This is a genomic window from Pseudomonas emilianonis (assembly GCF_023072625.1).
GTDB classification, from domain to species: domain Bacteria; phylum Pseudomonadota; class Gammaproteobacteria; order Pseudomonadales; family Pseudomonadaceae; genus Aquipseudomonas; species Aquipseudomonas paraveronii.
Genome location: NZ_JAKNRV010000013.1, coordinates 13,604 through 37,743 on the forward strand (window position 1 = coordinate 13,604; position 24,140 = coordinate 37,743).

General features: G+C 59.1%; 24 protein-coding genes. 17 read left to right on the forward strand and 7 right to left on the reverse strand.

Going from position 1 to position 24,140, the window contains the following annotated elements; all coding sequences use genetic code 11:
* The first annotated feature begins 22 nt into the window (after positions 1-22).
* Positions 23-661, forward strand: a complete 639-nt coding sequence (gene nth / locus L9Z73_RS03205; protein ID WP_247396271.1) for an endonuclease III — start codon at positions 23-25, stop codon at positions 659-661.
* A 106-nt stretch (positions 662-767) separates the two neighbouring features.
* Positions 768-947, forward strand: coding sequence for a PA3496 family putative envelope integrity protein (locus L9Z73_RS03210; RefSeq protein ID WP_247396274.1), 180 nt, complete (start codon positions 768-770; stop codon positions 945-947).
* Between the two features lie 87 nt (positions 948-1,034).
* On the opposite strand, the gene L9Z73_RS03215 is transcribed toward L9Z73_RS03210, so the two are convergent.
* The 3 genes from L9Z73_RS03215 to L9Z73_RS03225 form a co-directional block, all read right to left on the reverse strand.
* Complete coding sequence (locus L9Z73_RS03215) at positions 1,035-1,667, reverse strand: response regulator transcription factor (protein WP_017844627.1); 633 nt, start codon at positions 1,665-1,667, stop codon at positions 1,035-1,037.
* Positions 1,668-2,277: 610 nt separating this feature from the next.
* On the reverse strand, positions 2,278-3,495 hold the full coding sequence (locus L9Z73_RS03220) for an argininosuccinate synthase (protein ID WP_017738284.1): 1,218 nt from the start codon (positions 3,493-3,495) through the stop codon (positions 2,278-2,280).
* A 129-nt stretch (positions 3,496-3,624) separates the two neighbouring features.
* Positions 3,625-4,533: a flagellar protein MotY gene (locus L9Z73_RS03225; protein ID WP_247396276.1), complete on the reverse strand. Its 909-nt coding sequence runs from the start codon at positions 4,531-4,533 to the stop codon at positions 3,625-3,627.
* A 156-nt stretch (positions 4,534-4,689) separates the two neighbouring features.
* Here L9Z73_RS03225 and pyrC point away from each other — a divergent pair, with 156 nt between their 5' ends.
* Both pyrC and rnt read left to right on the forward strand, forming a co-directional pair.
* A complete protein-coding gene (pyrC, locus tag L9Z73_RS03230; protein WP_247396280.1) occupies positions 4,690-5,736 on the forward strand; it encodes a dihydroorotase in 1,047 nt (348 codons plus the stop codon).
* On the forward strand, positions 5,733-6,404 hold the full coding sequence (gene rnt / locus L9Z73_RS03235) for a ribonuclease T (RefSeq protein ID WP_247396283.1): 672 nt from the start codon (positions 5,733-5,735) through the stop codon (positions 6,402-6,404). The genes pyrC and rnt overlap by 4 nt, the downstream gene beginning before the upstream one ends.
* Positions 6,405-6,469: 65 nt before the next feature.
* Here rnt and L9Z73_RS03240 read toward each other — a convergent pair whose 3' ends face one another.
* Positions 6,470-7,072, reverse strand: coding sequence for a peroxiredoxin (locus tag L9Z73_RS03240; RefSeq protein ID WP_247396286.1), 603 nt, complete (start codon positions 7,070-7,072; stop codon positions 6,470-6,472).
* A 245-nt stretch (positions 7,073-7,317) separates the two neighbouring features.
* On the opposite strand from L9Z73_RS03240, the gene L9Z73_RS03245 reads away from it, so the two are divergent.
* On the forward strand, positions 7,318-7,536 hold the full coding sequence (locus tag L9Z73_RS03245; protein WP_010564137.1) for a bacterioferritin-associated ferredoxin: 219 nt from the start codon (positions 7,318-7,320) through the stop codon (positions 7,534-7,536).
* A 201-nt stretch (positions 7,537-7,737) separates the two neighbouring features.
* Positions 7,738-8,208, forward strand: coding sequence for a bacterioferritin (gene bfr / locus L9Z73_RS03250; protein ID WP_247396289.1), 471 nt, complete (start codon positions 7,738-7,740; stop codon positions 8,206-8,208).
* A gap of 80 nt (positions 8,209-8,288) precedes the next feature.
* Here the strand turns inward: bfr and grxD are convergent, their stop codons facing one another.
* Complete coding sequence (gene grxD, locus L9Z73_RS03255) at positions 8,289-8,627, reverse strand: Grx4 family monothiol glutaredoxin (RefSeq protein ID WP_247396293.1); 339 nt, start codon at positions 8,625-8,627, stop codon at positions 8,289-8,291.
* 86 nt (positions 8,628-8,713) lie between these two features.
* Positions 8,714-10,822 (reverse strand): molybdopterin oxidoreductase family protein, encoded by a 2,109-nt coding sequence (locus tag L9Z73_RS03260; RefSeq protein ID WP_247396297.1) that lies wholly within the window; start codon positions 10,820-10,822, stop codon positions 8,714-8,716.
* Positions 10,823-11,255: 433 nt separating this feature from the next.
* Here L9Z73_RS03260 and argF point away from each other — a divergent pair, with 433 nt between their 5' ends.
* On the forward strand, positions 11,256-12,176 hold the full coding sequence (gene argF / locus L9Z73_RS03265) for an ornithine carbamoyltransferase (RefSeq protein WP_247396301.1): 921 nt from the start codon (positions 11,256-11,258) through the stop codon (positions 12,174-12,176).
* The gene (locus L9Z73_RS03270; protein ID WP_247396303.1) at positions 12,173-13,282 is read left to right on the forward strand and encodes an ABC transporter ATP-binding protein; all 1,110 of its coding nucleotides are present in this window, start codon (positions 12,173-12,175) and stop codon (positions 13,280-13,282) included. Before argF ends, L9Z73_RS03270 begins: the two co-directional genes overlap by 4 nt.
* A 54-nt stretch (positions 13,283-13,336) precedes the next feature.
* On the opposite strand, the gene ybaK is transcribed toward L9Z73_RS03270, so the two are convergent.
* On the reverse strand, positions 13,337-13,807 hold the full coding sequence (ybaK, locus tag L9Z73_RS03275; RefSeq protein ID WP_247396305.1) for a Cys-tRNA(Pro) deacylase: 471 nt from the start codon (positions 13,805-13,807) through the stop codon (positions 13,337-13,339).
* A gap of 327 nt (positions 13,808-14,134) precedes the next feature.
* Here ybaK and L9Z73_RS03280 point away from each other — a divergent pair, with 327 nt between their 5' ends.
* The 9 genes from L9Z73_RS03280 to L9Z73_RS03320 all read left to right on the forward strand — a co-directional run.
* Positions 14,135-14,989 (forward strand): MIP/aquaporin family protein, encoded by an 855-nt coding sequence (locus L9Z73_RS03280; RefSeq protein WP_247396308.1) that lies wholly within the window; start codon positions 14,135-14,137, stop codon positions 14,987-14,989.
* A gap of 78 nt (positions 14,990-15,067) precedes the next feature.
* The gene (gene glpK, locus L9Z73_RS03285; RefSeq protein WP_247396310.1) at positions 15,068-16,573 is read left to right on the forward strand and encodes a glycerol kinase GlpK; all 1,506 of its coding nucleotides are present in this window, start codon (positions 15,068-15,070) and stop codon (positions 16,571-16,573) included.
* Between the two features lie 95 nt (positions 16,574-16,668).
* Entirely contained in the window at positions 16,669-17,424 is a 756-nt protein-coding gene (locus L9Z73_RS03290; protein WP_247396312.1) for a DeoR/GlpR family transcriptional regulator, read from the forward strand.
* A 276-nt stretch (positions 17,425-17,700) separates the two neighbouring features.
* Entirely contained in the window at positions 17,701-19,239 is a 1,539-nt protein-coding gene (gene glpD, locus L9Z73_RS03295; protein ID WP_247396315.1) for a glycerol-3-phosphate dehydrogenase, read from the forward strand.
* A gap of 314 nt (positions 19,240-19,553) precedes the next feature.
* Positions 19,554-20,480, forward strand: a complete 927-nt coding sequence (locus tag L9Z73_RS03300) for a glutamate/aspartate ABC transporter substrate-binding protein (RefSeq protein ID WP_247396316.1) — start codon at positions 19,554-19,556, stop codon at positions 20,478-20,480.
* A 194-nt stretch (positions 20,481-20,674) separates the two neighbouring features.
* Positions 20,675-21,421, forward strand: a complete 747-nt coding sequence (locus L9Z73_RS03305) for an amino acid ABC transporter permease (RefSeq protein WP_247396318.1) — start codon at positions 20,675-20,677, stop codon at positions 21,419-21,421.
* Positions 21,421-22,092, forward strand: a complete 672-nt coding sequence (locus L9Z73_RS03310; protein ID WP_247396321.1) for an amino acid ABC transporter permease — start codon at positions 21,421-21,423, stop codon at positions 22,090-22,092. Before L9Z73_RS03305 ends, L9Z73_RS03310 begins: the two co-directional genes overlap by 1 nt.
* Positions 22,089-22,823 (forward strand): amino acid ABC transporter ATP-binding protein, encoded by a 735-nt coding sequence (locus L9Z73_RS03315; protein ID WP_065926530.1) that lies wholly within the window; start codon positions 22,089-22,091, stop codon positions 22,821-22,823. Before L9Z73_RS03310 ends, L9Z73_RS03315 begins: the two co-directional genes overlap by 4 nt.
* Before the next feature lie 110 nt (positions 22,824-22,933).
* Positions 22,934-24,140: cache domain-containing protein (locus L9Z73_RS03320; RefSeq protein ID WP_282598498.1), on the forward strand; the 1,207-nt coding region annotated here is incomplete at its 3' end.

Consider the following 24,140-nt stretch of genomic DNA (forward strand, 5'->3'; position numbering starts at 1 on the left):
CCAGCAAGGAATCGCCTGCCCCATGAACGCCGCAAAACGCCTGGAAATTTTCCGCAGGCTTCACGAAGACAATCCGGAACCCAAAACCGAACTGGCTTACTCAACGCCGTTTGAGTTGCTGATTGCGGTGATTCTCTCGGCCCAATCCACAGACGTTGGCGTCAACAAGGCCACGGCCAAGCTATATCCCGTGGCGAACACCCCGGCAGCGATCCATGCTTTGGGCGTGGAAGGTTTGTCCGAATACATCAAGACCATCGGTCTGTACAACAGCAAGGCGAAGAATGTCATCGAGACCTGCCGCCTGCTGGTCGAACGGCATAACGGTGAAGTGCCGCAGACTCGTGAAGCGCTGGAGGCTCTGCCGGGAGTGGGCCGCAAGACGGCCAACGTTGTGCTCAATACGGCATTCCGGCAACTGACCATGGCCGTGGACACCCACATTTTCCGCGTAAGTAACCGCACCGGCATTGCCCGCGGCAAGAATGTGGTGGAAGTGGAAAAACAACTGATGAAGTTTGTCCCCAAGCCGTATCTGCTCGATTCACACCACTGGCTGATCCTTCACGGACGCTACGTTTGCCAGGCCCGCAAGCCGCGCTGCGGCAGCTGTCGCATCGAAGACCTGTGCGAATACAAGGACAAGACGTCGGACGATTGAGAGATCATTGGTTTTTCGATCCATCGATTGAAAAAATCTTTTTTACCCGCCCATGGAATATCGTTATAAGGAGCGCCAACGGCAGTCTTAGCCCGGAGTTAACCTTATGAGCACTGGCAAAGAACAACTGGAAGTGGAAGATGACCTTGTTGAGTCGGATGACGGTGGAGAGGAAACACCTGTAGAGGTGGCCAAGACCAATCTAAGCAAACGCCGCACCATCGACAACCTTCTGGAAGAGCGACGCTTGCAAAAACAGCTGGCCGATTACGACTTCGACCTCTGATCGGCCGAGAACGGCCGGAAGCCTCCCTGACGGAGGCTTTTTTCTGCCGATTCGCCTGGCTATCAAGCCATGTGGTGGCGCCCTCCTCTAGACCAGTCCATTGCGTTGAGCCAACTCGATCAGATCGACCAGTGAGCGGGCATTGAGCTTGAGCAGCAACCGCGTCTTATAGGTGCTGACGGTTTTGTTGCTGAGGAACATGCCGTCGGCGATTTCCTTGTTGGTTTTGCCGCGCGCCAGTTGCTGCAACACCATCATCTCGCGCCCCGAAAGGCGCTCGACCATGTCGGCCTCGCTGGCATTGCCCATGGTGGAACGCACCGAATTCAGCGCCTGGTTCGGAAAGTAGCTGTAGCCGGACAGCACCGCCTTGATGGCACTCAGCAATTCCGTCAGGTCCTGCTGCTTGCACACGTACCCGGCCGCCCCCGCTTGCATGCAGCGCATGGAGAAATGACCCGGGGCCTGGGAAGTCAGGACCAGCACCTTGAACGGTGTGGCCTGCTTGGTCGACGACAGCCGGCAGATAACTTCCAGGCCATCGAGTTTGGGAATCCCAATATCCAGTATGACAATGTCCGGCATATGTTCCCGCGCAAGTTGCAACGCATCGACACCGTTATCGGTCTCGGCAACGACCTCATAACCATGACGCTCCATTAGCATGCGCACAGCAAGACGAATGACGGGATGATCATCCACGATCAGCACTTTATTCATGAGAAAGTCCAATTTCGCTGTTCGAATTATTCAGAGCAAGCACAATAGCCTAGTCGTTTCCTAGTTGGCATAGCGTTCCACCCCGAGCAACAGCAAGCAGAGACCCAACCCACAACGAGATAGGAATTAACCTACAAAAAATCACCAACTCAGATGTTTCGAGTTTTATGGAGCCCTTCAGACCTTTCCGGGCTCGCACATATTTTGAGAGAAATATCCGGTGGCTAGGGGGCCAGTCGTAAACGCAGCGCACACCAGTTTCAGGAAATGCCCCTTGCATGCCGCTATCACACGAACGGACGCGTAAAAAAAACCTGATGACTTCAGTTCCATTTAACATATTCATTTACACCATAAATTTCCTACAGAACTTTCCTCGGTTTACATCTACGCCGCACTTCCTTGAGTGAATTTTCTGTAAGACATAGTTCCTGTTCAGGTGTAAATAATTCATTCCCCGACGCGCCAAGTATCAACTTTCTGGAACGACGAACCCTCGAGACAGTTTAAACAACCGCAAAAAACTTTAAACATCAGGACCGTCGTGCTTTTTGCGGGCAAAAAAAATGGCCCCTGAACAAGGGGCCACTTTTCATTTCGACTGGAACACTCAGAACAACTTGCGACCCTTGTTGGCCGCAATGCGCATGCGCAGTGCATTCAACTTGATGAAGCCTGCTGCGTCCGCCTGGTTGTAGGCGCCGCCATCTTCTTCGAAGGTGGCGATGTTGGCGTCGAACAGCGACTCGTCGGACTTGCGACCGGTGACGATCACATTGCCCTTGTACAGCTTCAGGCGCACAACACCGTTCACGTGAGCCTGGGAAGCGTCGATCATCTGTTGCAGCATCAGACGCTCAGGGCTCCACCAGTAGCCGGTGTAGATCAGGCTGGCGTACTTGGGCATCAGCTCGTCTTTGAGGTGAGCCACTTCGCGGTCGAGGGTGATCGACTCGATGGCGCGGTGGGCGCGCAGCATGATGGTGCCGCCTGGGGTTTCGTAGCAGCCACGGGACTTCATGCCCACGTAACGGTTCTCGACGATGTCGAGACGGCCGATACCGTGTTCGCCGCCGATACGGTTCAGGGTCGCCAGTACGGTGGCCGGGGTCATTTCGACGCCGTCCAGCGCGACGATGTCGCCGTTGCGGTAGGTCAGTTCCAGATACTGCGGCTTGTCGGGAGCGTTCTCCGGGGAGACGGTCCACTTCCACATGTCTTCTTCGTGCTCGGTCCAGGTGTCTTCCAGCACGCCGCCTTCATAGGAGATGTGCAACAGGTTGGCATCCATCGAGTACGGGGACTTTTTCTTACCATGACGCTCGATCGGGATTGCGTGCTTTTCAGCGTAATCCATCAGCTTTTCACGGGACAGCAGGTCCCATTCACGCCAAGGGGCAATCACTTTCACGCCCGGCTTGAGGGCATAGGCGCCTAGTTCGAAACGCACCTGGTCGTTGCCTTTGCCGGTGGCGCCATGGGAAATGGCGTCAGCGCCGGTTTCGTTGGCGATTTCGATCAGGCGCTTGGCGATCAGCGGACGTGCGATGGAGGTACCCAGCAGGTACTCGCCTTCGTAGACGGTGTTGGCGCGAAACATCGGGAAAACGAAGTCGCGGACGAACTCTTCGCGCAGGTCGTCAATGTAGATCTCTTTGACGCCCATGGCTTGCGCCTTGGCACGTGCAGGTTCGACCTCTTCGCCCTGACCCAGGTCAGCGGTGAAGGTCACCACTTCACAGTTATAAGTATCCTGCAGCCACTTGAGGATCACCGAAGTGTCCAGGCCGCCGGAATACGCGAGAACGACCTTGTTTACGTCGGCCATGCCATCACTCCACGGGGTTTTACGGAAAGGCAACGATTCTACCGATCAAAACCGCGAAATTACAGGGGCGCGACAGCAAATGAAGATAAAGCGACAGATTATGTCGAGCGGGCGACCGATGGTCGCAGCTTATGACGTGGCTGCGGGGTTGCTCGGCCCCGCGGCCTGGGCCGCCGGCTTCTCGGGGGCTGCCACGCGTTCGAGCTGGATATTGACGCGGCGATTGCGCGCTCGGTTAGCGGCGTTGGTATTGGGCGCCAAGGGGTAGCTTTCGCCGTGGAATCGCATGGTGATCTGCGATTCCTGCACGCCGTTGGCCTTGAAGTAGTCCATTACCGCCAATGCGCGACGGCGCGAGACATCGCGATTGGTCAGGCGATTGCCACTATTGTCGGAGTGACCATTCAATTCGATATGGTTGACCGTCGGATCGGCTTTCATGAATTCAACGATCACCGCCAGCTTGCTCTTGGCCGATGCGTCCAGCTCGATGCCGCCACCGGGGAAGCCGACTTCGGTCTGCTTGACCTGATCGTAGTTCATCGGCAGCAACTTGGTAGTACACAGCTGATAGTCGTTGTAGGCCTTGTTGAATCTCACCGGCAACAGGCGAATTTCCGAATAGCCGCCTTCACGCCCGTAATGCCGCACGGTCGGACTGCGCCCCTCAAGCAGGCCATTGAACAGGCGCCCGGCCTGGGCCTGGGAACTGTTGAACAACACGTCGCCACTGCCGACACGCACGGCACCGAGGTTGATATCACCCCGGCCCGGTTGCCAAGGCGCAGCAGCCGCCAGCAAGGTCGCCGATCCCGCGCCGAGCGAGCCGTTATAGGCTTTCAGACGGAATGTCGCCTGCTCACCGGCCCGGCGCACGAACTCGCCCGAGCCGAAATCCGTGATCGGCTGGGTCAAACGGCACTCGAATTTGTCGCCCTCCACCTTCCACTCAATATTCTCCAGACGTGTCTGAAACGTGAGGGCCATCGCAGGCAGGCTGGCAAACACACTGAGCAGGGCTAAATAATGCTGGCGCACGGGAGGCTCCACTGGTTTCTACAACACTTCAAAGCGTCATACATCGTTAAGGCATACCAAAGGCTATCGGATGCATCCTGCAAAACTTGATAGCGAGTGCCTGCAAGAGTCTTTTCCGGTAGCATTCCCACCAGATTGACCCGCCTGGAATCCCCAATGTCCGACCGCCTGACCCTGCTGCGTCCCGACGACTGGCATATTCATCTTCGCGATGGTGCTGCGTTAACCCAAACCGTGGCCGATGTTGCGCGCACGTTTGGCCGCGCCATCATCATGCCTAACCTGGTACCTCCGGTGCGTAATGCCGCTGAAGCCGACGCCTATCGCCAGCGCATCCTCGCTGTACGGCCGGCCGGCAGCCGCTTCGAACCGCTGATGGTGCTCTACCTGACCGACCGCACCCAGCCCGACGAAATCCGCCAGGCCAAGGCCAGCGGTTTCGTACACGCCGCCAAGCTCTACCCGGCGGGCGCGACCACCAACTCCGACTCCGGCGTGACCAGTATCGACAAGATCCTGCCGGCGATCGAAGCGATGGCCGAAGTCGGCATGCCGCTGTTGATCCACGGTGAAGTCACCCGTGGTGATGTCGACGTATTCGATCGCGAAAAAATCTTCATCGACGAGCATATGCGCCGTGTGGTCGAGCTGTTTCCGACCCTCAAGGTGGTGTTCGAACACATCACCACGGCTGACGCGGTGCAATTCGTCACCGAGGCCTCGGCCAACGTCGGCGCGACCATCACCGCCCATCACCTGCTCTACAACCGCAACCACATGCTGGTGGGCGGGATTCGGCCGCACTTCTATTGCCTGCCGATTCTCAAGCGCAACACCCATCAGGTGGCCCTGCTGGACGCCGCGACCAGCGGCAACCCGAAGTTCTTCCTCGGCACCGACTCGGCGCCCCACGCCCAGCATGCCAAGGAAGCTGCCTGTGGTTGTGCCGGTTGCTACACCGCCTATGCGGCGATCGAGCTGTACGCCGAGGCGTTCGAACAGCGCAACGCCCTGGACAAACTCGAAGGCTTCGCCAGCCTCAATGGCCCGCGTTTCTACGGGCTGCCGGCGAATACCGACCGCATCACCCTGGTTCGTGAAGACTGGACCGCCCCCGCCAGCCTGCCATTTGGCGAGCTGACTGTTATCCCGCTGCGCGCCGGTGAAACACTGCGCTGGCGCCTGCTGGAGGAAAGCAAGTGAGTGAAGACCATTACGATGACGAACACGAGCACAGCGGTGGCGGTTCCCGTCACCCGATGGCCGAGCGGTTTCGCGGCTATCTGCCGGTTGTCATCGACGTAGAAACCGGTGGTTTCAACTGCGCCACCGATGCACTGCTGGAAATCGCCGCGACGACCATCGGCATGGACGAACAGGGCTTTGTGTTCGCAGAACACACCCACTTCTTCCGCGTCGAGCCGTTCGAAGGCGCCAATATCGAAGCAGCGGCCCTGGAATTCACCGGGATCAAGCTCGATCACCCACTGCGCATGGCGGTGAGTGAAGAAGCGGCGTTGACCGATATCTTCCGTGGTGTACGCAAGGCGTTGAAGGCCAATGGCTGCAAACGCGCGATCCTGGTGGGGCACAACAGCAGTTTCGACCTGGGTTTCCTGAATGCCGCCGTGGCGCGGTTGGACATGAAGCGTAACCCGTTCCACCCGTTCTCCAGCTTCGACACCGCTACGCTCGCTGGCCTGGCTTACGGCCAGACCGTATTGGCCAAAGCCTGCCAGGCCGCCGGTATCGACTTTGACGGTCGCGAAGCCCACTCGGCCCGCTACGACACTGAAAAGACTGCCGAGCTGTTTTGCGGCATCGTCAACCGTTGGAAACAGATGGGCGGCTGGGAAGACTTCAGCGACTGAAGCTAAATCCCACGTATAAAAAAACCGGCCTTCTCAGGCCGGTTTTTTTGTACCGATAACGTGGCTTACAGCTTGCCGGCGTTCTCGGTCAGGTACGCTGCAACGCCTTCTGGCGAAGCGTTCATGCCTTTGTCGCCTTTTTTCCAGTTGGCAGGGCACACTTCGCCGTGCTCTTCGTGGAATTGCAGGGCGTCGATCAGACGGATCAGCTCTTCCATGTTACGGCCCAGCGGCAGGTCGTTGATGATCTGGGAGCGCACAACGCCCTTGTCGTCGATCAGGAACGCGCCACGGAATGCCACGCCGCCTTCGGACTCAACGTCGTAAGCCTTGGCGATGTCGTGCTTCATGTCGGCAGCCATGGTGTATTTGACTTTGCCGATGCCGCCATCGTTGATGGCCGTGTTGCGCCAGGCGTTGTGAGTGAAGTGGGAGTCGATGGAAACCGCGACCACTTCAACGTTACGTGCCTTGAAATCGTCCATGCGGTGGTCCAGAGCGATCAGCTCCGAAGGGCAGACGAAAGTGAAGTCCAGCGGGTAGAAGAACACCAGGCCGTATTTGCCTTTGATGGCTTCAGACAGCTTGAAGCTGTCAACGATTTCGCCAGTGCCGAGAACGGCTGGTACGTCGAAATCCGGGGCTTGTTTGCCGACGAGTACGCTCATTGGATATCTCCTGATGTAGGGGTGACGATTGAAGTAAAAGGACCGGCCTTGAGTCTGCCGCGCATAAGCGACAAGCCTGTGACGCGGTCACGCTTCGTGAAGACCGACCATCATACACTGAAAAAACCGTTCGTCAGCGCGCAGGCCAAGTCACTGCCCAGCACTGCAAAACAACTTTGACAATCATTCTCGTTAACATTAAGATCCATCGCACTTAAGCCTTAAACCTGCGATGGTTCTCCCTTATGTATGTCTGCCTCTGCACTGGCGTCACCGACGGACAAATCCGCGAAGCAATCTACGAAGGTTGCTGCAGCTACAAGGAAGTGCGTGAAACGACCGGCGTTGCCAGCCAATGCGGTAAATGTGCTTGCCTCGCCAAGCAAGTGGTACGGGAAACCCTGACGCAGCTGCAAACAGCCCAGGCCGCGCTCCCCTATTCAGCAGAATTTACACACGCTTAAATGAGCGTGTTTTAACGAGCCGGACTTCGTGTCCGGCTTTTTTATGCCCGCAATTCAATCAGTTAGGGCCAAGACGCGGAACTCAAACATTCTTATTCAGATTAATTTTCATTTATTATTCAATTACTTAGGTTTGACACTTAGAGGTTCGCCACTCAAACTCTGGCCTATATACAGCGAATAAAGGGCAGGACCCCAGTCATGAAAGGCGACATCTCAGTCATCCAGCAACTCAACAAAATCCTTGGCAATGAACTGGTCGCGATCAATCAGTACTTTCTGCATGCGCGCATGTATGACGATTGGGGCCTGGAAAAGCTGGGCAAGCGCGAGTACAAGGAATCGATCAAAGCCATGAAGGACGCCGATGCCCTGATCAAGCGCATCCTGTTCCTGGAAGGCCTGCCGAACGTGCAGGACCTGGGCAAGCTGAACATCGGCGAGCACACCCAGGAAATGATCAGCAGCGACCTGGGCTTCGAACGCAAGAGCCACAGCGACCTCAAGGCCGCCATCGCTCACTGCGAGGTAACCCAGGACTTCGGCAGCCGCGAACTGCTGGAAGATATCCTGGAAGACCAGGAAGAACATATCGACTGGCTGGAAACCCAACTGGGCCTGATCGACAAGGTCAGCCTGGAGAACTACCTGCAATCGCAGATGGGTGAATAACCCTTAGTCGGCAGGCACAAAAAAGCCCCGTTCTCGTAGGAGACGCGGGGCTTTTTATTGCGCGGTTTTTTACACAAGCATCAAGCTTCAGTCTGAGCTGCCGCTTTTACTGCTGCGTCTTTGACCAGCGCTTGCAACGAACCATCAGCGGCCATTTCAGTGATGATATCGCTGCCGCCGACCAGTTCACCGGCTACCCACAGTTGTGGGAATGTTGGCCAGTTGGCGTACTTCGGCAGGTTGGCGCGAATTTCCGGGTTTTGCAGGATATCCACGTAAGCGAATTTCTCGCCACACTGCATGATGGCCTGGGACGCCTTCGCGGAGAAACCGCACTGCGGGGCATTGGGAGAGCCCTTCATGTAAAGCAGAATGGTGTTGCTGGCAATCTGCTCTTTGATCGTTTCGATGATATCCATGGAACACCTCGGCTGGAACTTTGCGACTCACAGGTCGGCACGGTGGCGCATTGTAACGCAAAACCCCAGCGCGGTGCTCGGGCACATTATGCCGCAGCGACCTGTACCGGCACGCCGTTCAGCGCGGCGTTACCCGACAACTCATCCAGTTGCCGTTCGTCGGTCAGGTCGTTCGCACTGGCACCCGGCTGACTGCTGGCGATCGTCATCTGCACGCCCGGACGACCATGGCCCCAGCCGTGCGGCAGGCTGACCACGCCAGGCATCATGTCCAGGCTGGCGACCACCTCCACCTCGATCATGCCGATGCGCGAGCTGACCTTCACCCGCTGCCCGTCGCTCAATTGGCGGCTGGCCAGATCATCGGGATGCATGTGCAACTGGTGCCGGGGCTTGCCCTTCACCAAGCGGTGATAGTTGTGCATCCAGGAGTTGTTGCTGCGCACATGGCGGCGGCCGATCAACAGCAATTCGTTGGCCTGTGGCAGCGGTTGCGCCGCGAAACGCGCCAGATCCGCCAGAATTACCGCCGGTGCCGCCTGCACCCGACCATTCGCGGTGTTCAGGCGCGCAGCGAGATTGGGCTTGAGTGGGCCCAGGTCCACGCCGTGGGGATGCTCAGCGAGCATCGCCACCGACAATTTGTGGCTGGAAGCATCACCATACACGCCGGCGCGCAGGCCGAAGTCGATCATTTGCGCCGGTGGCAGGGTCGGTTTGAGCGCAACCCCGGTGTGCGCCGCAAACGCCTTGGCCAAGCCAACGAAGATCTCCCAGTCATGCAGCGCGCCTTCAGGCTTGGGCAGGATCGCACGATTGAAACGGGTGACATTGCGCACCGCGAACATATTGAACGTGGTGTCGTAGTGATCGTTTTCCAGCGCCGAGGTGGACGGCAGGATCAAGTCGGCATAGCGCGTCGTCTCGTTGATGTACAGATCGACGCTGACCATGAACTCCAGCCCGTCCAGGGCCTGCTCCAACTGGCGGCCATTCGGGGTTGATAGGACCGGATTGCCGGCCACGGTGACCAGGGCGCGGATCTGCCCTTCACCTTCGGTGAGCATTTCTTCCGCCAGCGCCGACACCGGCAACTCGCCAGCGTATTCCGGACGCCCCGACACACGGCTCTGCCAACGATTGAAATGCCCGCCGGAAGTCGAGGCCACCAGGTCCACCGCCGGCGTAGTACACAAGGCACCGCCCGGACGATCCAGGTTGCCGGTGACCACGTTGATCAATTGCACCAGCCAATGGCACAGCGTGCCGAACGCCTGCGTCGAAACGCCCATGCGCCCGTAACATACCGCCTTATCTGCGGCGGCAAAATCCCGCGCCAGTTGGCGGATCTGCTCAGCAGGCACCGCACACTGGAGGCTCATGGCCTCGGCGGTAAACCCGGCGATTGCGCGACGCACGTCCTCCAGGCCGTCAATCGGCAAGTGACTGTCACGGGGCAGGTTTTCGGCAAACAAGGTGTTGAGCAGTCCGAACAGCAACGCGGCGTCGCCACCGGGCCGCACAAACAGGTGCTGATCGGCAATCGCCGCCGTCTCGCTGCGCCGAGGGTCGACCACCACCACTTTACCGCCCCGGGCCTGGATGGCTTTGAGGCGTTTCTCCACGTCGGGCACCGTCATGATGCTGCCGTTGGACGCCAGCGGGTTGCCGCCGAGGATCAGCATGAAGTCGGTATGGTCGATATCCGGAATCGGCAACAACAGGCCATGACCGTACATCAGGTGGCTGGTGAGGTGATGGGGCAACTGGTCGACCGACGTCGCGGAAAACCGGTTACGCGTCTTGAGCAGGCCAAGGAAGTAGTTGCTGTGGGTCATCAGCCCATAGTTATGCACGCTGGGATTGCCCTGATACACCGCCACCGAATTCTGTCCGTAGCGCGCCTGGATGTCCGACAGTTTTTCGGCCACCAGCGCGAAGGCCTCTTCCCACGGAATCGGTTGCCATTCGCTACCCACTCGCAGCATGGGCTGGCGCAGGCGGTCCGGGTCATTCTGGATATCCTGCAGCGCCACGGCCTTGGGGCAGATATGCCCACGACTGAACGTGTCCAGTGCGTCACCCTTGATCGAAGTGATCGCCAGGCTGCCATCTTCGGCTTGGGTGGTTTCCAGGGTCAGACCACAAATGGCTTCGCACAGATGGCAGGCACGGTGGTGGAGAGTCTTGGTCATGGCCAGTCTCTTTATTAGGGCTTTGGCCTGACTATGGGCCGCGACTGCAACGGGCACCAGCAACGTTCGTCGCGTGAATTGAGGGGCATCAGGCCAGGCCATGAGCAAACGTGAGAAAGTGTTTCAAAACCTGCCGGACAGTCCCTGAAACCGACGCAGCCTGGCCTGGACCCGCCCTCACGGATTGCAAAAGGTCGCAACGCCAGTGTACAAATGACCCGCTGCTGTCAGGAAATCGTCTTCAAAAGCGCTATCGCGCCTATCTGAACACCCCTAAACACCGTAGCCCTATTGGTAAGACGCGACATTTAATTATAAGATCGCGCCTTCCCCTATTTCGTCGCCCCGTGCGGCTTTCGCCGCAGGTCTCGCCCGTTTTCACAATAAACAAGGCTTTGAGTATCTGCGGTCTGTTGCAAAAAGGTAGTTAATGATGAGCGCAAGGCACTTTCTCTCCCTGATGGATTGCACGCCCGAAGAGCTGGTCAGCGTGATCCGTCGAGGCATTGAGCTTAAAGACCTGCGTAACCGCGGCGTACTGTTCGAGCCTTTGAAAAACCGCGTGCTCGGGATGATTTTCGAGAAGTCGTCGACCCGCACCCGCTTGTCCTTCGAGGCCGGCATGATCCAGCTGGGCGGCCAGGCCATCTTTCTGTCGCCGCGTGACACCCAACTGGGCCGTGGCGAGCCGATCAGCGATTGCGCGATTGTCATGTCGCGCATGCTCGATGCGGTGATGATCCGTACCTTCGCCCACAGCACCCTGACCGAATTTTCCGCCAACTCCCGCGTTCCGGTGATCAACGGCCTGTCCGATGACCTGCACCCGTGCCAGTTGCTGGCCGACATGCAAACCTTCCTCGAACACCGTGGCTCGATCCAGGGCAAGACCGTGGCCTGGATCGGCGACGGCAACAACATGTGCAACAGCTATATAGAAGCGGCGATCCAATTCGACTTCCACCTGCGCATCGCCTGCCCGGAAGGTTTCGAACCGTCCGCCGAGTTCCTGGCCAACGCTGATGGCCGTGTACAAATCCTGCGTGATCCAAAAGATGCGGTGATCGGCGCACACTTGGTAAGCACCGACGTCTGGACCTCCATGGGCCAGGAAGACGAAACCGCCAAGCGCCTGAAGCTGTTTGCGCCGTTCCAGGTCACCCGCGCCCTGCTCGACCTGGCCGCGCCGGACGTGCTGTTCATGCATTGCCTGCCCGCGCACCGTGGCGAAGAAATCAGCCTCGACCTGCTCGACGACCCGCGTTCGGTCGCCTGGGACCAGGCGGAAAACCGCCTGCATGCACAAAAGGCCCTGCTCGAATTTCTGGTAGAGCCGGCGTACCACCACGCATGAGCCAGCCATTACTGCTGAACCTGCGCAATCTGGCATGCGGCTATCAAGATCAGCGGGTGGTGCAGAACCTCAACCTGCACCTCAACGCGGGCGACATCGGTTGCCTGCTCGGTTCCTCGGGGTGCGGCAAGACCACTACCCTGCGCGCGATCGCAGGGTTTGAACCGGTCCACGAAGGCGAAATCAGCCTGGCCGGCGAAGTCATCTCCAGTGCAGGGTTCACCCTGGCGCCGGAGAAACGTCGCATCGGCATGGTGTTCCAGGACTACGCGCTGTTTCCCCACCTCAGCGTGGCCGACAACATCGCCTTTGGCATTCGCAAGCACCCGCAGAAAGACCGCGTGGTCGCCGAACTGCTAGAGCTGGTTAACCTGAAGAACCTGGGCAAGCGTTTCCCCCACGAACTTTCCGGTGGTCAGCAACAACGCGTGGCCCTCGCCCGCGCCTTGGCGCCGGAGCCGCAATTGTTGCTGCTCGACGAACCGTTCTCCAACCTCGATGGCGAACTGCGGCGCAAGCTCAGCCATGAGGTGCGCGACATTCTCAAGGCACGAGGCACCAGTGCGATCCTGGTGACCCATGACCAGGAAGAAGCGTTCGCCGTGAGTGACCACGTCGGCGTGTTCAAGGAAGGTCGCCTGGAGCAGTGGGATACGCCCTACAACCTCTATCACGAGCCGTTGACACCCTACGTTGCCAGCTTTGTCGGCCAGGGCTATTTCATCCGTGGCCAATTGAGCACGCCGGAATCCGTCAGCACCGAGCTCGGCGACCTGCGTGGCAACCGGGCGTATACCTGGCCGACAGGCGGCGCCGTGGATGTATTGCTGCGCCCGGATGACATCGTCTACGCGCCGGACAGTGCATTGAAAGCGCGGATCGTCGGCAAGACGTTCCTTGGCGCCTCGACCCTGTACCGCCTGCAGCTGTCGACGGGCGCACAACTGGAGTCGATTTTCCCCAGCCATGCCGACCATCAAGTCGGTGCAGACGTAGGCATTCGTGTCGCCGCCGAGCACCTAGTGTTGTTCCAGGCATCCGGCAGCACTGCGGCGCAGGTGCCGCACGCCGATTCAGGTGTGCGGCGCTTCAGCCCTGCCAACTGAAGCAACCGACACTCATCAATGTGGGAGCAGGCAAGCCCGCTACCACATTGGATCTCAGGCCCGCCCGATCGACGCGAATTTGGCCTGGGTCTGCTCGGCCAGGACCGCTGCGGACAACTCCACTTCCAGCCCCCTTCTCCCGGCGCTGACAAAAATCGTCGGGAACGGCTGCGCCGAACTATCGATAAAAGTCCGCAAACGCTTTTTCTGCCCCAGCGGGCTAATCCCGCCCAACAGATAGCCGGTGGAACGCTGCGCTGCCGCCGGGTCGGCCATCTCGACTTTTTTCACGCCAGCGGCATGGGCCAAGGCTTTTAAGTCCAGACTTCCGACGACCGGCACCACCGCCACCAATAATTCGCCCTTCTCGCTGCTCGCGAGTAAGGTCTTGAACACTTGCGCCGGGTCGAGACCCAACTTTTCCGCGGCCTCCAGGCCATACGACGCCGCCTTGGGATCGTGTTCATAACTGTGGATGCGATGTTCGGCGCGAACTTTTTTCAACAAATCCAATGCGGGGGTCATGGACACTCCAGGCGTGACAAACGGATGGCCAATTCTAGGCCAAGCCCACACAAAACGCTCTAGTACGCCCCTCACTCCCGGCAATACTTACTGTGGCGAGCGTGATCATTCATCAAATTTATAGTTCGAAAATGACCGACGGTTCACTTTCGACCTTTGACAGGCGTCATTCTTGTCTATATTTTTTCGTTTCCGAATACTGTAGGAATACATCTGCAGCATTCCAGCAGTAAGCCGCGCCCGGGATGGGGATCCTCGGCACGGCGAACAACGCGCAAGGCCCGTTGAGGCCAGACGCCAGACAAGAACAACAAATTGAGGTTTTCCATGACAACTGCTCTTCAACAGCCTTCACTTTCGAGCCAATGCATGGCCGAATTCCTGGGGACTGCACTTCTGATCTTCTTCGGTACAGGCTGTGTCGCTGCGCTCAAGGTCGCGGGGGCCAGCTTTGGCCTGTGGGAAATCAGTATTATCTGGGGGATCGGCGTCAGCATGGCGATCTACCTGAGCGCGGGCATCTCCGGGGCTCATCTCAACCCGGCGGTCAGCATCGCCCTGTGTATTTTTGCCGATTTCGACAAGCGCAAACTGCCCTTCTATATCCTCGCCCAGGTCGCCGGTGCCTTCTGCTCCGCGGCCTTGGTGTACACGCTCTACAGCAACCTGTTTTTCGATTACGAACAAACCCACCATATGGTGCGCGGCACCCAGGCCAGCCTGGAATTGGCCTCGGTCTTCTCGACCTACCCCCATGCGCTGCTAAGCACGGCCCAGGCCTTCCTGGTGGAAATGGTCATCACCGCAATCCTGATGGGCGTGATCATGGCCCTGACCGACGATAACAACGGCCTGCCACGCGGCCCGCTGGCGCCGCTGCTGATCGGTTTGCTGATCGCGGTGATTGGCAGCGCCATGGGCCCGCTGACCGGCTTTGCAATGAACCCTGCGCGGGATTTCGGGCCCAAGCTGATGACCTTTTTCGCCGGGTGGGGTGAAATGGCCTTTACTGGCGGGCGTGATATTCCCTACTTCCTGGTGCCGATTTTCGCGCCGATTGTCGGTGCATGCCTGGGTGCGGCAGCGTATCGCGGGCTGATTGCGCGTCATCTGCCAAGCACCGCGCCCGCTGCCGCCGAAACTGAAGAAAGCGCCGTCAACGGCAACACCCGTATTTCCTGATAGCCAGCCTGGTCCACCCTGCCCCTTCGTGGCACAGGCGGCTTACCCAATCCTTATTTCTCGTCCAAGGCAATCGACATGACCGATATTCAGAATAAGAACTACATCATTGCCCTTGATCAGGGCACCACCAGTTCCCGGGCAATCATTTTCGATCGCGACGCTAACGTGGTCTGTACCGCCCAGCGTGAATTCGTCCAGCATTACCCACAAGCGGGCTGGGTCGAACATGACCCGATGGAGATCTTCGCCACCCAGAGCGCGGTGATGGTCGAAGCCCTGGCCCAAGCCGGACTGCACCATGACCAAGTCGCCGCTATCGGCATCACCAACCAGCGTGAAACCACCGTGGTCTGGGATAAAGTCACCGGCCGCCCGATCTACAACGCCATCGTTTGGCAGTGCCGCCGCAGCACCGAAATCTGCCAGCAGCTCAAGCGTGATGGCCACGAGCAATACATCAGCGACACCACCGGCCTGGTCACCGACCCGTACTTCTCCGGCACCAAGCTCAAGTGGATTCTCGATAACGTCGAAGGCAGCCGCGAACGTGCGCGCAACGGCGAGCTGCTGTTCGGCACCATCGACAGCTGGCTGATCTGGAAATTTACCGGCGGCAAGACCCACGTCACCGACTACACCAACGCCTCGCGCACCATGCTCTTCAACATCCACACCCTGGAGTGGGACGCGAAGATGCTGGACATCCTCGACGTGCCGCGCGAAATGCTGCCAGAAGTAAAATCTTCGTCGGAAATCTACGGCCGCACCAAAAGCGGCATTGCCATCGGCGGCATCGCCGGTGACCAGCAGGCCGCGCTGTTCGGCCAGATGTGCGTGGAACCGGGCCAGGCCAAGAACACTTACGGCACCGGCTGCTTCCTGTTGATGAACACCGGCGACAAAGCAGTGAAATCCAAGCATGGCATGCTCACCACCATCGCTTGCGGCCCGCGTGGCGAAGTGGCCTACGCCCTGGAAGGCGCAGTATTCAACGGCGGTTCCACCGTACAGTGGCTGCGCGACGAGCTGAAAATCATCAACGACGCCCATGACACCGAATACTTCGCCGGCAAGGTCAAGGACAGCAACGGCGTGTACCTGGTGCCCGCGTTCACCGGCCTGGGCGCGCCGTATTGGGACCCGTATGCCCGTGGCGCACTGTTCGGCCTGACCCGTGGCGTGCGCGTGGATCACATTATTCGCGCAGCCCTGGAGTCAATTGCCTACCAGACCCGCGACGTATTGGACGCCATGCAGCAGGATTCCGGCGAACGCCTCAAATCCCTGCGCGTGGACGGCGGCGCGGTGGCAAACAACTTCCTGATGCAGTTCCAGGCCGACATCCTCGGCACCCAGGTCGAGCGCCCGCAAATGCGCGAAACCACGGCACTCGGCGCCGCCTACCTGGCGGGCCTGGCCTGTGGCTTCTGGGGCAGCCTGGAGGAATTGCGTGGCAAGGCGGTGATCGAGCGCTTCTTCGAACCCCAGCTCGAAGAAACGGCCAAGGAGAAACTCTACGCCGGCTGGCAAAAAGCGGTGAGCCGCACCCGTGATTGGGAACCTCACGAAGGCGCTGAATAAGCCATCCGCCGGAACCACTTAGGGTTGTAACTGGCAGGGAGCAGATTCCTGCGTCATCATGGGCCACTTTTGTATGGCAGCCCAAAGGACGCCCCATGAATCTGCCTCCCCGCCAGCAACAAATCCTCGAACTGGTCCGCGAACGCGGCTACGTCAGTATCGAGGAAATGGCGCAGTTGTTCGTTGTCACCCCACAAACCATCCGCCGCGATATCAACCAGTTGGCGGACGCCAACCTGTTGCGCCGCTACCACGGCGGCGCGGCCTATGATTCCAGCGTCGAAAACACCGCATACGCCATGCGTGCCGACCAGATGCGCGACGAGAAACAGCGCATCGGCGAAGCGATCGCCGCACAAATCCCCGACCACGCCTCGCTGTTCATCAACATCGGCACCACCACCGAATCCATCGCCCGTGCGTTGCTCAACCACAATCACCTGAAAATCATCACCAACAACCTCAACGTCGCCACCATGCTCAGCGCCAAGGACGACTTTGACGTGCTGCTGACCGGCGGCAATGTGCGGCGTGATGGCGGTGTCGTGGGCCAGGCCAGCGTCGACTTTATCAACCAGTTCAAGGTCGATTTCGCCCTGGTAGGCATCAGCGGCATCGATGAAGACGGCAGCCTGCTCGACTTCGACTACCAGGAAGTGCGGGTTTCCCAGGCGATCATCGCCAATGCGCGCAAGGTGATTCTGGCGGCGGACTCGAGCAAATTCGGGCGCAATGCCATGATTCGCCTGGGGCCGATCAGCCTGGTGGACTGCCTGGTGACTGACCAGCAGCCGGTGCCGGCGTTGGTGCAGTTGTTGAACCAGCATAAGGTTCGTCTGGAAGTCGTCTAGCGCCTGCACTGACGCTATCGGGGGCAAGCCCCCTCCCACATTTGAATGGGTTCACACATCAAAGTGTGGGAGGGGGCTTGCCCCCGATGGCGATTGATCCACCCCCCATTTCCTTGAGCCTTCCCCAGGCACATGTTCACAAATTTTCCTTTCCTCACCCTTCGATGAGTTTTTTCAATCGAATTCGGGTGGCTGTAGGCGCGTTTATCAGCTACCATTTTCGAAAATGAACATCAATGTTCGAATTCCAATACGAAAAGATCACGAGGCCAGCCGATGAACCCTTCTACCTTGCCTGCTCCACCGCTTGCCGAAGTCTATGACGTTGCCGTTATCGGTGGCGGGATCAATGGCGTCGGCATTGCAGCAGACGCAGCCGGTCGCGGTTTGTCGGTATTCCTTTGCGAAAAGGACGACTTGGCCAGCCACACTTCCTCCGCCAGCAGCAAGCTGATCCACGGTGGGCTGCGTTACCTCGAACATTACGAATTCCGCCTGGTGCGCGAAGCCCTGGCCGAACGCGAAGTGCTGCTGGCCAAGGCCCCGCACATCGTCAAGCAGATGCGCTTTGTATTGCCGCACCGCCCGCACCTGCGGCCTGCGTGGATGATCCGCGCAGGCCTGTTCCTGTATGACCACCTGGGCAAGCGCGAAAAACTCGCGGGTTCGAAAAGCCTCAAGTTCGGCCCCGATAGCCCGCTGAAAAGCGAAATCACCAAAGGCTTCGAATATTCCGACTGCTGGGTCGATGACGCCCGCCTGGTGGTACTCAATGCCATGGCTGCCCGCGAAAAAGGCGCACACATCCATACCCAGACCCGTTGCGTCAGCGCACACCGCAGCAAGGGCCTGTGGGAAATGAACATGGAACGCGCCGACGGCAGCCTGTTCTCGATCCGCGCCAAGGCGCTGGTGAACGCCGCCGGGCCGTGGGTCGCCAAGTTCATCAAGGAAGACTTGAAGCTGGATTCGCCCTACGGCATCCGTCTGATCCAGGGCAGCCACCTGATCGTGCCAAGACTGTACGAAGGCGCCCACGCGCATATCCTGCAGAACGAAGACCAGCGCATCGTTTTCACGATTCCATACCTGGACCACCTGACCATCATCGGCACCACCGACCGCGAATACACCGGCGATCCGGCGAAAGTGACGATTACCGAAGGTGAAACCGACTACATGCTCAAGGTGGTCAACGCTCACTTCAAGAAGCAACTGAGCCGCGATGACATCGTCCACACCTACTCCGGCGTGCGCCCGCTGTGCAACGACGAGTCAGACAACCCGTCGGCCATCACCCGCGACTACACCCTGTCGCTCTCCGGCGGCACTGGCGAGGCGCCGATCCTGTCGGTGTTCGGCGGCAAACTGACCACCTACCGCAAGCTCGCCGAGTCGGCGATGGCCCACCTGGCGCCTTATTTCACGCAGATGCGCCCAAGCTGGACCGCCACCGCCAGCCTACCGGGCGGCGAAGACATGAGCACGCCAGAAGCCCTGGCTGCGGCCATCCGCGCCCGGTTCGACTGGGTGCCAAGCGACATCGCGCGCCGCTGGTCCACCACCTACGGCAGCCGTACCTGGCGCCTGCTGGAAGGCGTGCAATCGCTGGCCGACCTCGGCGACCACCTCGGTGGCGGTCTGTACACCCGCGAAGTCGACTACCTGTGTACCGAAGAATGGGCGACCCAGCCCGAGGACGTGCTGTGGCGCCGCACCAAGCTCGGCCTGTCCACCACCCCGGAAGAACAGGCCAACGTGCAGCGTTACCTGTCCAAGGTTGAATTGAGCCGCAGCAAGATCCAGGCGGCCTGACAGACCGCTCTCACAAAAGCCCCTGCGCCGTAAGGTCCAGGGGCTTTGTTATATCGGCGCGTCCATTCGGCTTTCCGAACGCCACCCAATGCCTGATTCGGTTTGCCGGACCCAGCCGTTATAAATATTCCGTCACGCAAAGTTAATACCTATATAAATCATATAGTTAGTATTTTATTCACGGTCTGGCACGACTCATGCTCTACACTTCAGGACGATTGCCTGAGATGCCTCAGGAGCCGTCATGGGCATTCGCTGTATAAGAGAGCCGCTTAACCGGCTTCATAAAAAAAACAAATGTCGAGGAAGTATTGATGCGCATCGTTCCCCATATCTTGGGCGCAGCTATCGCTGCCGCTCTGATCAGCACTCCAGTTTTCGCCGCCGAACTCACCGGCACGCTGAAGAAAATCAACGACTCCGGCACCATCACCCTCGGGCACCGCGACAGCTCCATTCCGTTTTCCTACATCGCGGATGGTTCGGGCAAACCGGTGGGCTACTCCCACGACATTCAGCTGGCTATCGTCGAAGCCCTGAAAAAAGACCTGAACAAACCCCAACTGCAGGCCAAGTACAACCTGGTCACTTCGCAGACCCGTATCCCGCTGGTGCAGAACGGCACCGTGGACATTGAGTGCGGTTCCACCACCAACAACGCCGAACGCGCCCAGCAAGTCGCGTTCACCACCAACATCTTCGAAATCGGCACCCGCCTGCTGGTCAAGAAAGACAAGGATGGCAAGCCGTCCTATAGCGACTTCGCCGACCTGAAAGGCAAGAACGTCGTGACCACCGCCGGCACCACGTCCGAGCGCATCATCAAGGCGATGAACGCCGACAAGCAGATGGGCATGAACGTCATCTCCGCCAAAGACCACGGCGAATCCTTCCAGATGCTGGAAAGCGGCCGTGCCGTTGCCTTCATGATGGACGACGCCCTGCTGGCGGGTGAAGAAGCCAAGGCCAAGAAGCCCGACGACTGGGTCATTACCGGCACTCCGCAGTCCTTCGAAGCCTACGCCTGCATGGTTCGCAAAGAAGATCCTGCGTTCAAGAAAGCCGTGGATGACGCCATCGTTGGCCTGTACAAATCCGGCGAAATCAACAAGATCTACAGCAAGTGGTTCGAAAGCCCGATCCCACCAAAAGGCCTGAACCTGAGCTTCCCAATGAGCGACAAGGTCAAGGCACTGATCAAGAACCCAACCGACAAGCCAGCTCCTGACGTAAAAATCTGATTCCTGGCTAACCTTATCTCCTGAGGGAGCCAACCCTCCCTCAGGCGTCTGTTACTACCTGCTGGCTTTATTTTGGAACACTCGACCGGGCGGTTTTCGAGCCGATCGCGTGTGCCTGGCGTTCACCGTCGGGCGGGAATGGATTTTCCCCAAGCGGGTGCTTGTACATCGATCGATCTCGAGGGGAGACCCTAATGAATTACAACTGGGACTGGGGCGTGTTCTTCAAGTCCACTGGCGTTGGCAGCGAGACTTATCTCGACTGGTACATCGCCGGCCTGGGCTGGACCATTGCCATCGCCGTCGTGGCATGGATTATCGCCTTGCTGCTGGGCTCCATTCTGGGGGTCATGCGCACCGTGCCAAACCGCCTCGTATCAGGCATCGCGACCTGCTACGTGGAACTGTTTCGTAACGTGCCGCTGCTGGTGCAACTGTTCATCTGGTACTTCCTGATACCCGACCTGCTGCCGCAAAACCTGCAGGACTGGTACAAGCAAGACCTGAACCCGACCACCTCGGCCTACCTGAGCGTTGTGGTGTGCCTGGGCCTGTTCACCGCCGCCCGTGTCTGCGAGCAAGTACGCACCGGCATCCAGGCGCTGCCGCGTGGCCAGGAAGCCGCCGCTCGCGCCATGGGTTTCAAGCTGCCGCAGATCTACTGGAACGTGCTGCTGCCCCAGGCCTACCGGATCATCATTCCGCCGCTTACCTCGGAATTCCTCAACGTGTTCAAGAACTCCTCCGTGGCGTCCTTGATCGGCCTGATGGAATTGCTGGCGCAAACCAAGCAGACCGCCGAGTTCTCGGCCAACCTGTTTGAAGCCTTCACCCTGGCCACGCTGATCTACTTCACCCTGAACATGAGCTTGATGTTGCTGATGCGCCTGGTCGAGAAGAAAGTCGCCGTGCCCGGCCTGATCTCCGTGGGGGGTAAATAATGGAACTCGATTTCAGCGGCATCATCCCCGCGATCCCCGGCCTGTGGAACGGCATGATCATGACCTTGCAGTTGATGGTCATGGGCGTGGTCGGCGGTATTGCTCTCGGCACAGCCCTGGCGTTGATGCGCCTGTCGTCCAGCAAGCTGCTATCGCGCCTGGCCGGCGCCTACGTGAACTACTTCCGCTCGATTCCGTTGCTGCTGGTCATCACCTGGTTCTACCTGGCGGTGCCCTTCGTGCTGCGCTGGATCACCGGCGAAGACACGCCAATCGGTGCGTTCACTTCCTGCGTCGTGGCCTTCATGATGTTCGAGGCCGCGTACTTCTGTGAAATCGTGCGGGCCGGCGTGCAGTCGATCCCCAAGGGCCAGATGGCAGCCGCACAGGCGATGGGCATGACGTATGGCCAGACCATGCGTCTGATCATCCTGCCCCAGGCGTTCCGCAAGATGACCCCGTTGCTGCTGCAACAGAGCATCATCCTGTTCCAGGACACCTCGCTGGTCTACACCGTGGGCCTGGTGGACTTCCTCAACTCCGCCCGCTCCAACGGCGACATCATCGGCCGCTCCAATGAGTTCCTGATCTTCGCCGGTGTCGTCTACTTCATCATCAGCTTTTCCGCCTCGCTGCTGGTCAAGCGTCTGCAAAAAAGGTTTGCCGTATGATCTCTATCAAGAACATCAACAAGTGGTATGGCGACTTCCAGGTGCTGACCGATTGCAGCACCGAGGTTAAAAAAGGCGAAGTGATCGTGGTGTGCGGGCCGTCTGGTTCGGGTAAATCCACCCTGATCAAGTGCGTCAACGCGCTGGAACCGTTCCAGAAAGGCGACGTGATCGTCGACGGGACGTCCATCGCCGACCCGAAGACCAACCTGCCGAAACTGCGTTCGCGCGTCGGCATGGTGTTCCAGCACTTCGAGCTGTTCCCGCACCTGACCATCACCGAAAACCTGACCATCGCGCAGATCAAGGTGCTCGGCCGCAGCAAGGAAGAAGCCACCAAAAAGGGCCTGCAACTGCTTGAACGCGTCGGCCTGTCGGCGCACGCCCACAAGCACCCTGGCCAGCTTTCCGGTGGCCAGCAGCAACGTGTGGCGATTGCCCGCGCCCTGGCCATGGACCCGATCGTCATGCTGTTCGACGAACCGACCTCGGCCCTCGACCCGGAAATGGTCAACGAAGTGCTGGACGTGATGGTGCAACTGGCCCAGGAAGGCATGACCATGATGTGCGTGACCCACGAAATGGGCTTCGCCCGCAAAGTGGCCGACCGCGTGATCTTCATGGACGCCGGCAAGATCATCGAGGACTGCCCGAAAGAAGAGTTCTTCGGCGACATCAGCGCCCGCTCCGAACGCGCGCAGCACTTCCTCGAGAAAATCCTGCAGCACTAAGCACTACCTAGCTTGCACTGTAGAAACCGGTTCAATGTGGGAGAGGGCTTGCTCCCTCCCACACTGGGCCGAGCGAGTTGGCAAGCTCTGGTTGACCCAAGGCATCTGTGATGAAATGCGACCCCAACCTCTATCGCGCCGCGCCGCCATCACTTGCCGTGAAGCCTCGTCTGATTCGCCAACTGTTCCTGCCGCCGTTGACCATCGCCCTGATGATCGGCTTGGGTTACATCGGCTTCTGGATCAGTGAGTACTATGGCATCCGCACCCTCAGCGATACCGGCGAACGCCAGTTGGAGCTGCATGCCCGCACCGTCGAAAGCGAGCTGAGCAAATACACCTACCTGCCCAGCCTGCTGGAACTGGAATCCAGCGTCTCCGCGCTGCTGGCCGAGCCGAACCAGGACACCCGCAAAACCGTCAACGACTACCTCGAAGGCCTGAACCGGCGCAGCCGCAGTCGGGCCATCTATGTGATGGATACCACCGGCCGTGTGCTGGCCACCAGTAACTGGCGCGATGCCGACAGTTACCAGGGTGAAGACCTGTCCTTCCGCGCCTATTTCCAAAACGCCGTGCGCGGCCAGCCCGGGCGGTTCTATGGCATCGGCAGCACCAACGGCGAACCCGGCTACTACCTGGCCCATGGCCTGGAAGAACACGGCAAGATCATCGGCGTCGCCGTGGTCAAGGTCCGCCTCGAAGCCCTGGAAGATCGCTGGAAACGCGCGCGTCTCGAAGCGTTTGTCAGCGACGAGAATGGCATCATCATCCTCTCCAGCGACCCGGCCCGCCGCCTCAAAGCCGTGCGCCCCCTGAGCGACGAGACCAAGGACCGCCTGGCACACAGCCTGCAATATTACTGGGCGACGCTGAACGAGCTGGAGCCCCTGGCCCGCGAGCGCCTCAACGAGGGTACGGAAAAACTGACCTTTCCGGCCAACAGCGAAGTGGTGGCCGACGAGCACGAAGTCAGCTACCTGGCGCAGACCCGGCCCCTGAGCGACACACCGTGGAATTTCACCCTGCTCACCCCGCTCAACGACCTGCGCCGGGCGGCGATCAACCAGGGCATCCTGGTGGCCGTCGCCTTTGGCCTGGTGGCGTTCCTGCTGATTGCCTGGAACGAACGACGCAAAGTCATCGCCACCCGCCTCGCCGCCCGGGAAGCCTTGCAGGAAGCCAATAGCCAGTTGGAGCGCCGGATTGCCGAACGCACCGCCGACCTGCGCGCCAGCAACGAGCGCCTCAAGGGGCAGATTCGCGAGCGCCGCCAGGCCGAAGAAACCCTGCGCCGCGCCCAGGATGAGCTGGTGC

Excerpts from the sequence above, each read along its gene's own strand:
- nth (WP_247396271.1), top strand. The coding sequence starts at position 23 with ATGAACGCCGCAAAACGCCTGGAAATTTTCCGCAGGCTTCACGAAGAC.
- L9Z73_RS03210 (WP_247396274.1), top strand. The coding sequence starts at position 768 with ATGAGCACTGGCAAAGAACAACTGGAAGTGGAAGATGACCTTGTTGAG.
- L9Z73_RS03215 (WP_017844627.1), bottom strand. The coding sequence starts at position 1,667 with ATGAATAAAGTGCTGATCGTGGATGATCATCCCGTCATTCGTCTTGCT.
- L9Z73_RS03220 (WP_017738284.1), bottom strand. The coding sequence starts at position 3,495 with ATGGCCGACGTAAACAAGGTCGTTCTCGCGTATTCCGGCGGCCTGGAC.
- pyrC (WP_247396280.1), top strand. The coding sequence starts at position 4,690 with ATGTCCGACCGCCTGACCCTGCTGCGTCCCGACGACTGGCATATTCAT.
- L9Z73_RS03240 (WP_247396286.1), bottom strand. The coding sequence starts at position 7,072 with ATGAGCGTACTCGTCGGCAAACAAGCCCCGGATTTCGACGTACCAGCC.
- L9Z73_RS03245 (WP_010564137.1), top strand. The coding sequence starts at position 7,318 with ATGTATGTCTGCCTCTGCACTGGCGTCACCGACGGACAAATCCGCGAA.
- bfr (WP_247396289.1), top strand. The coding sequence starts at position 7,738 with ATGAAAGGCGACATCTCAGTCATCCAGCAACTCAACAAAATCCTTGGC.
- grxD (WP_247396293.1), bottom strand. The coding sequence starts at position 8,627 with ATGGATATCATCGAAACGATCAAAGAGCAGATTGCCAGCAACACCATT.
- L9Z73_RS03260 (WP_247396297.1), bottom strand. The coding sequence starts at position 10,822 with ATGACCAAGACTCTCCACCACCGTGCCTGCCATCTGTGCGAAGCCATT.
- argF (WP_247396301.1), top strand. The coding sequence starts at position 11,256 with ATGAGCGCAAGGCACTTTCTCTCCCTGATGGATTGCACGCCCGAAGAG.
- L9Z73_RS03270 (WP_247396303.1), top strand. The coding sequence starts at position 12,173 with ATGAGCCAGCCATTACTGCTGAACCTGCGCAATCTGGCATGCGGCTAT.
- ybaK (WP_247396305.1), bottom strand. The coding sequence starts at position 13,807 with ATGACCCCCGCATTGGATTTGTTGAAAAAAGTTCGCGCCGAACATCGC.
- L9Z73_RS03280 (WP_247396308.1), top strand. The coding sequence starts at position 14,135 with ATGACAACTGCTCTTCAACAGCCTTCACTTTCGAGCCAATGCATGGCC.
- glpK (WP_247396310.1), top strand. The coding sequence starts at position 15,068 with ATGACCGATATTCAGAATAAGAACTACATCATTGCCCTTGATCAGGGC.
- L9Z73_RS03290 (WP_247396312.1), top strand. The coding sequence starts at position 16,669 with ATGAATCTGCCTCCCCGCCAGCAACAAATCCTCGAACTGGTCCGCGAA.
- glpD (WP_247396315.1), top strand. The coding sequence starts at position 17,701 with ATGAACCCTTCTACCTTGCCTGCTCCACCGCTTGCCGAAGTCTATGAC.
- L9Z73_RS03300 (WP_247396316.1), top strand. The coding sequence starts at position 19,554 with ATGCGCATCGTTCCCCATATCTTGGGCGCAGCTATCGCTGCCGCTCTG.
- L9Z73_RS03305 (WP_247396318.1), top strand. The coding sequence starts at position 20,675 with ATGAATTACAACTGGGACTGGGGCGTGTTCTTCAAGTCCACTGGCGTT.
- L9Z73_RS03310 (WP_247396321.1), top strand. The coding sequence starts at position 21,421 with ATGGAACTCGATTTCAGCGGCATCATCCCCGCGATCCCCGGCCTGTGG.
- L9Z73_RS03315 (WP_065926530.1), top strand. The coding sequence starts at position 22,089 with ATGATCTCTATCAAGAACATCAACAAGTGGTATGGCGACTTCCAGGTG.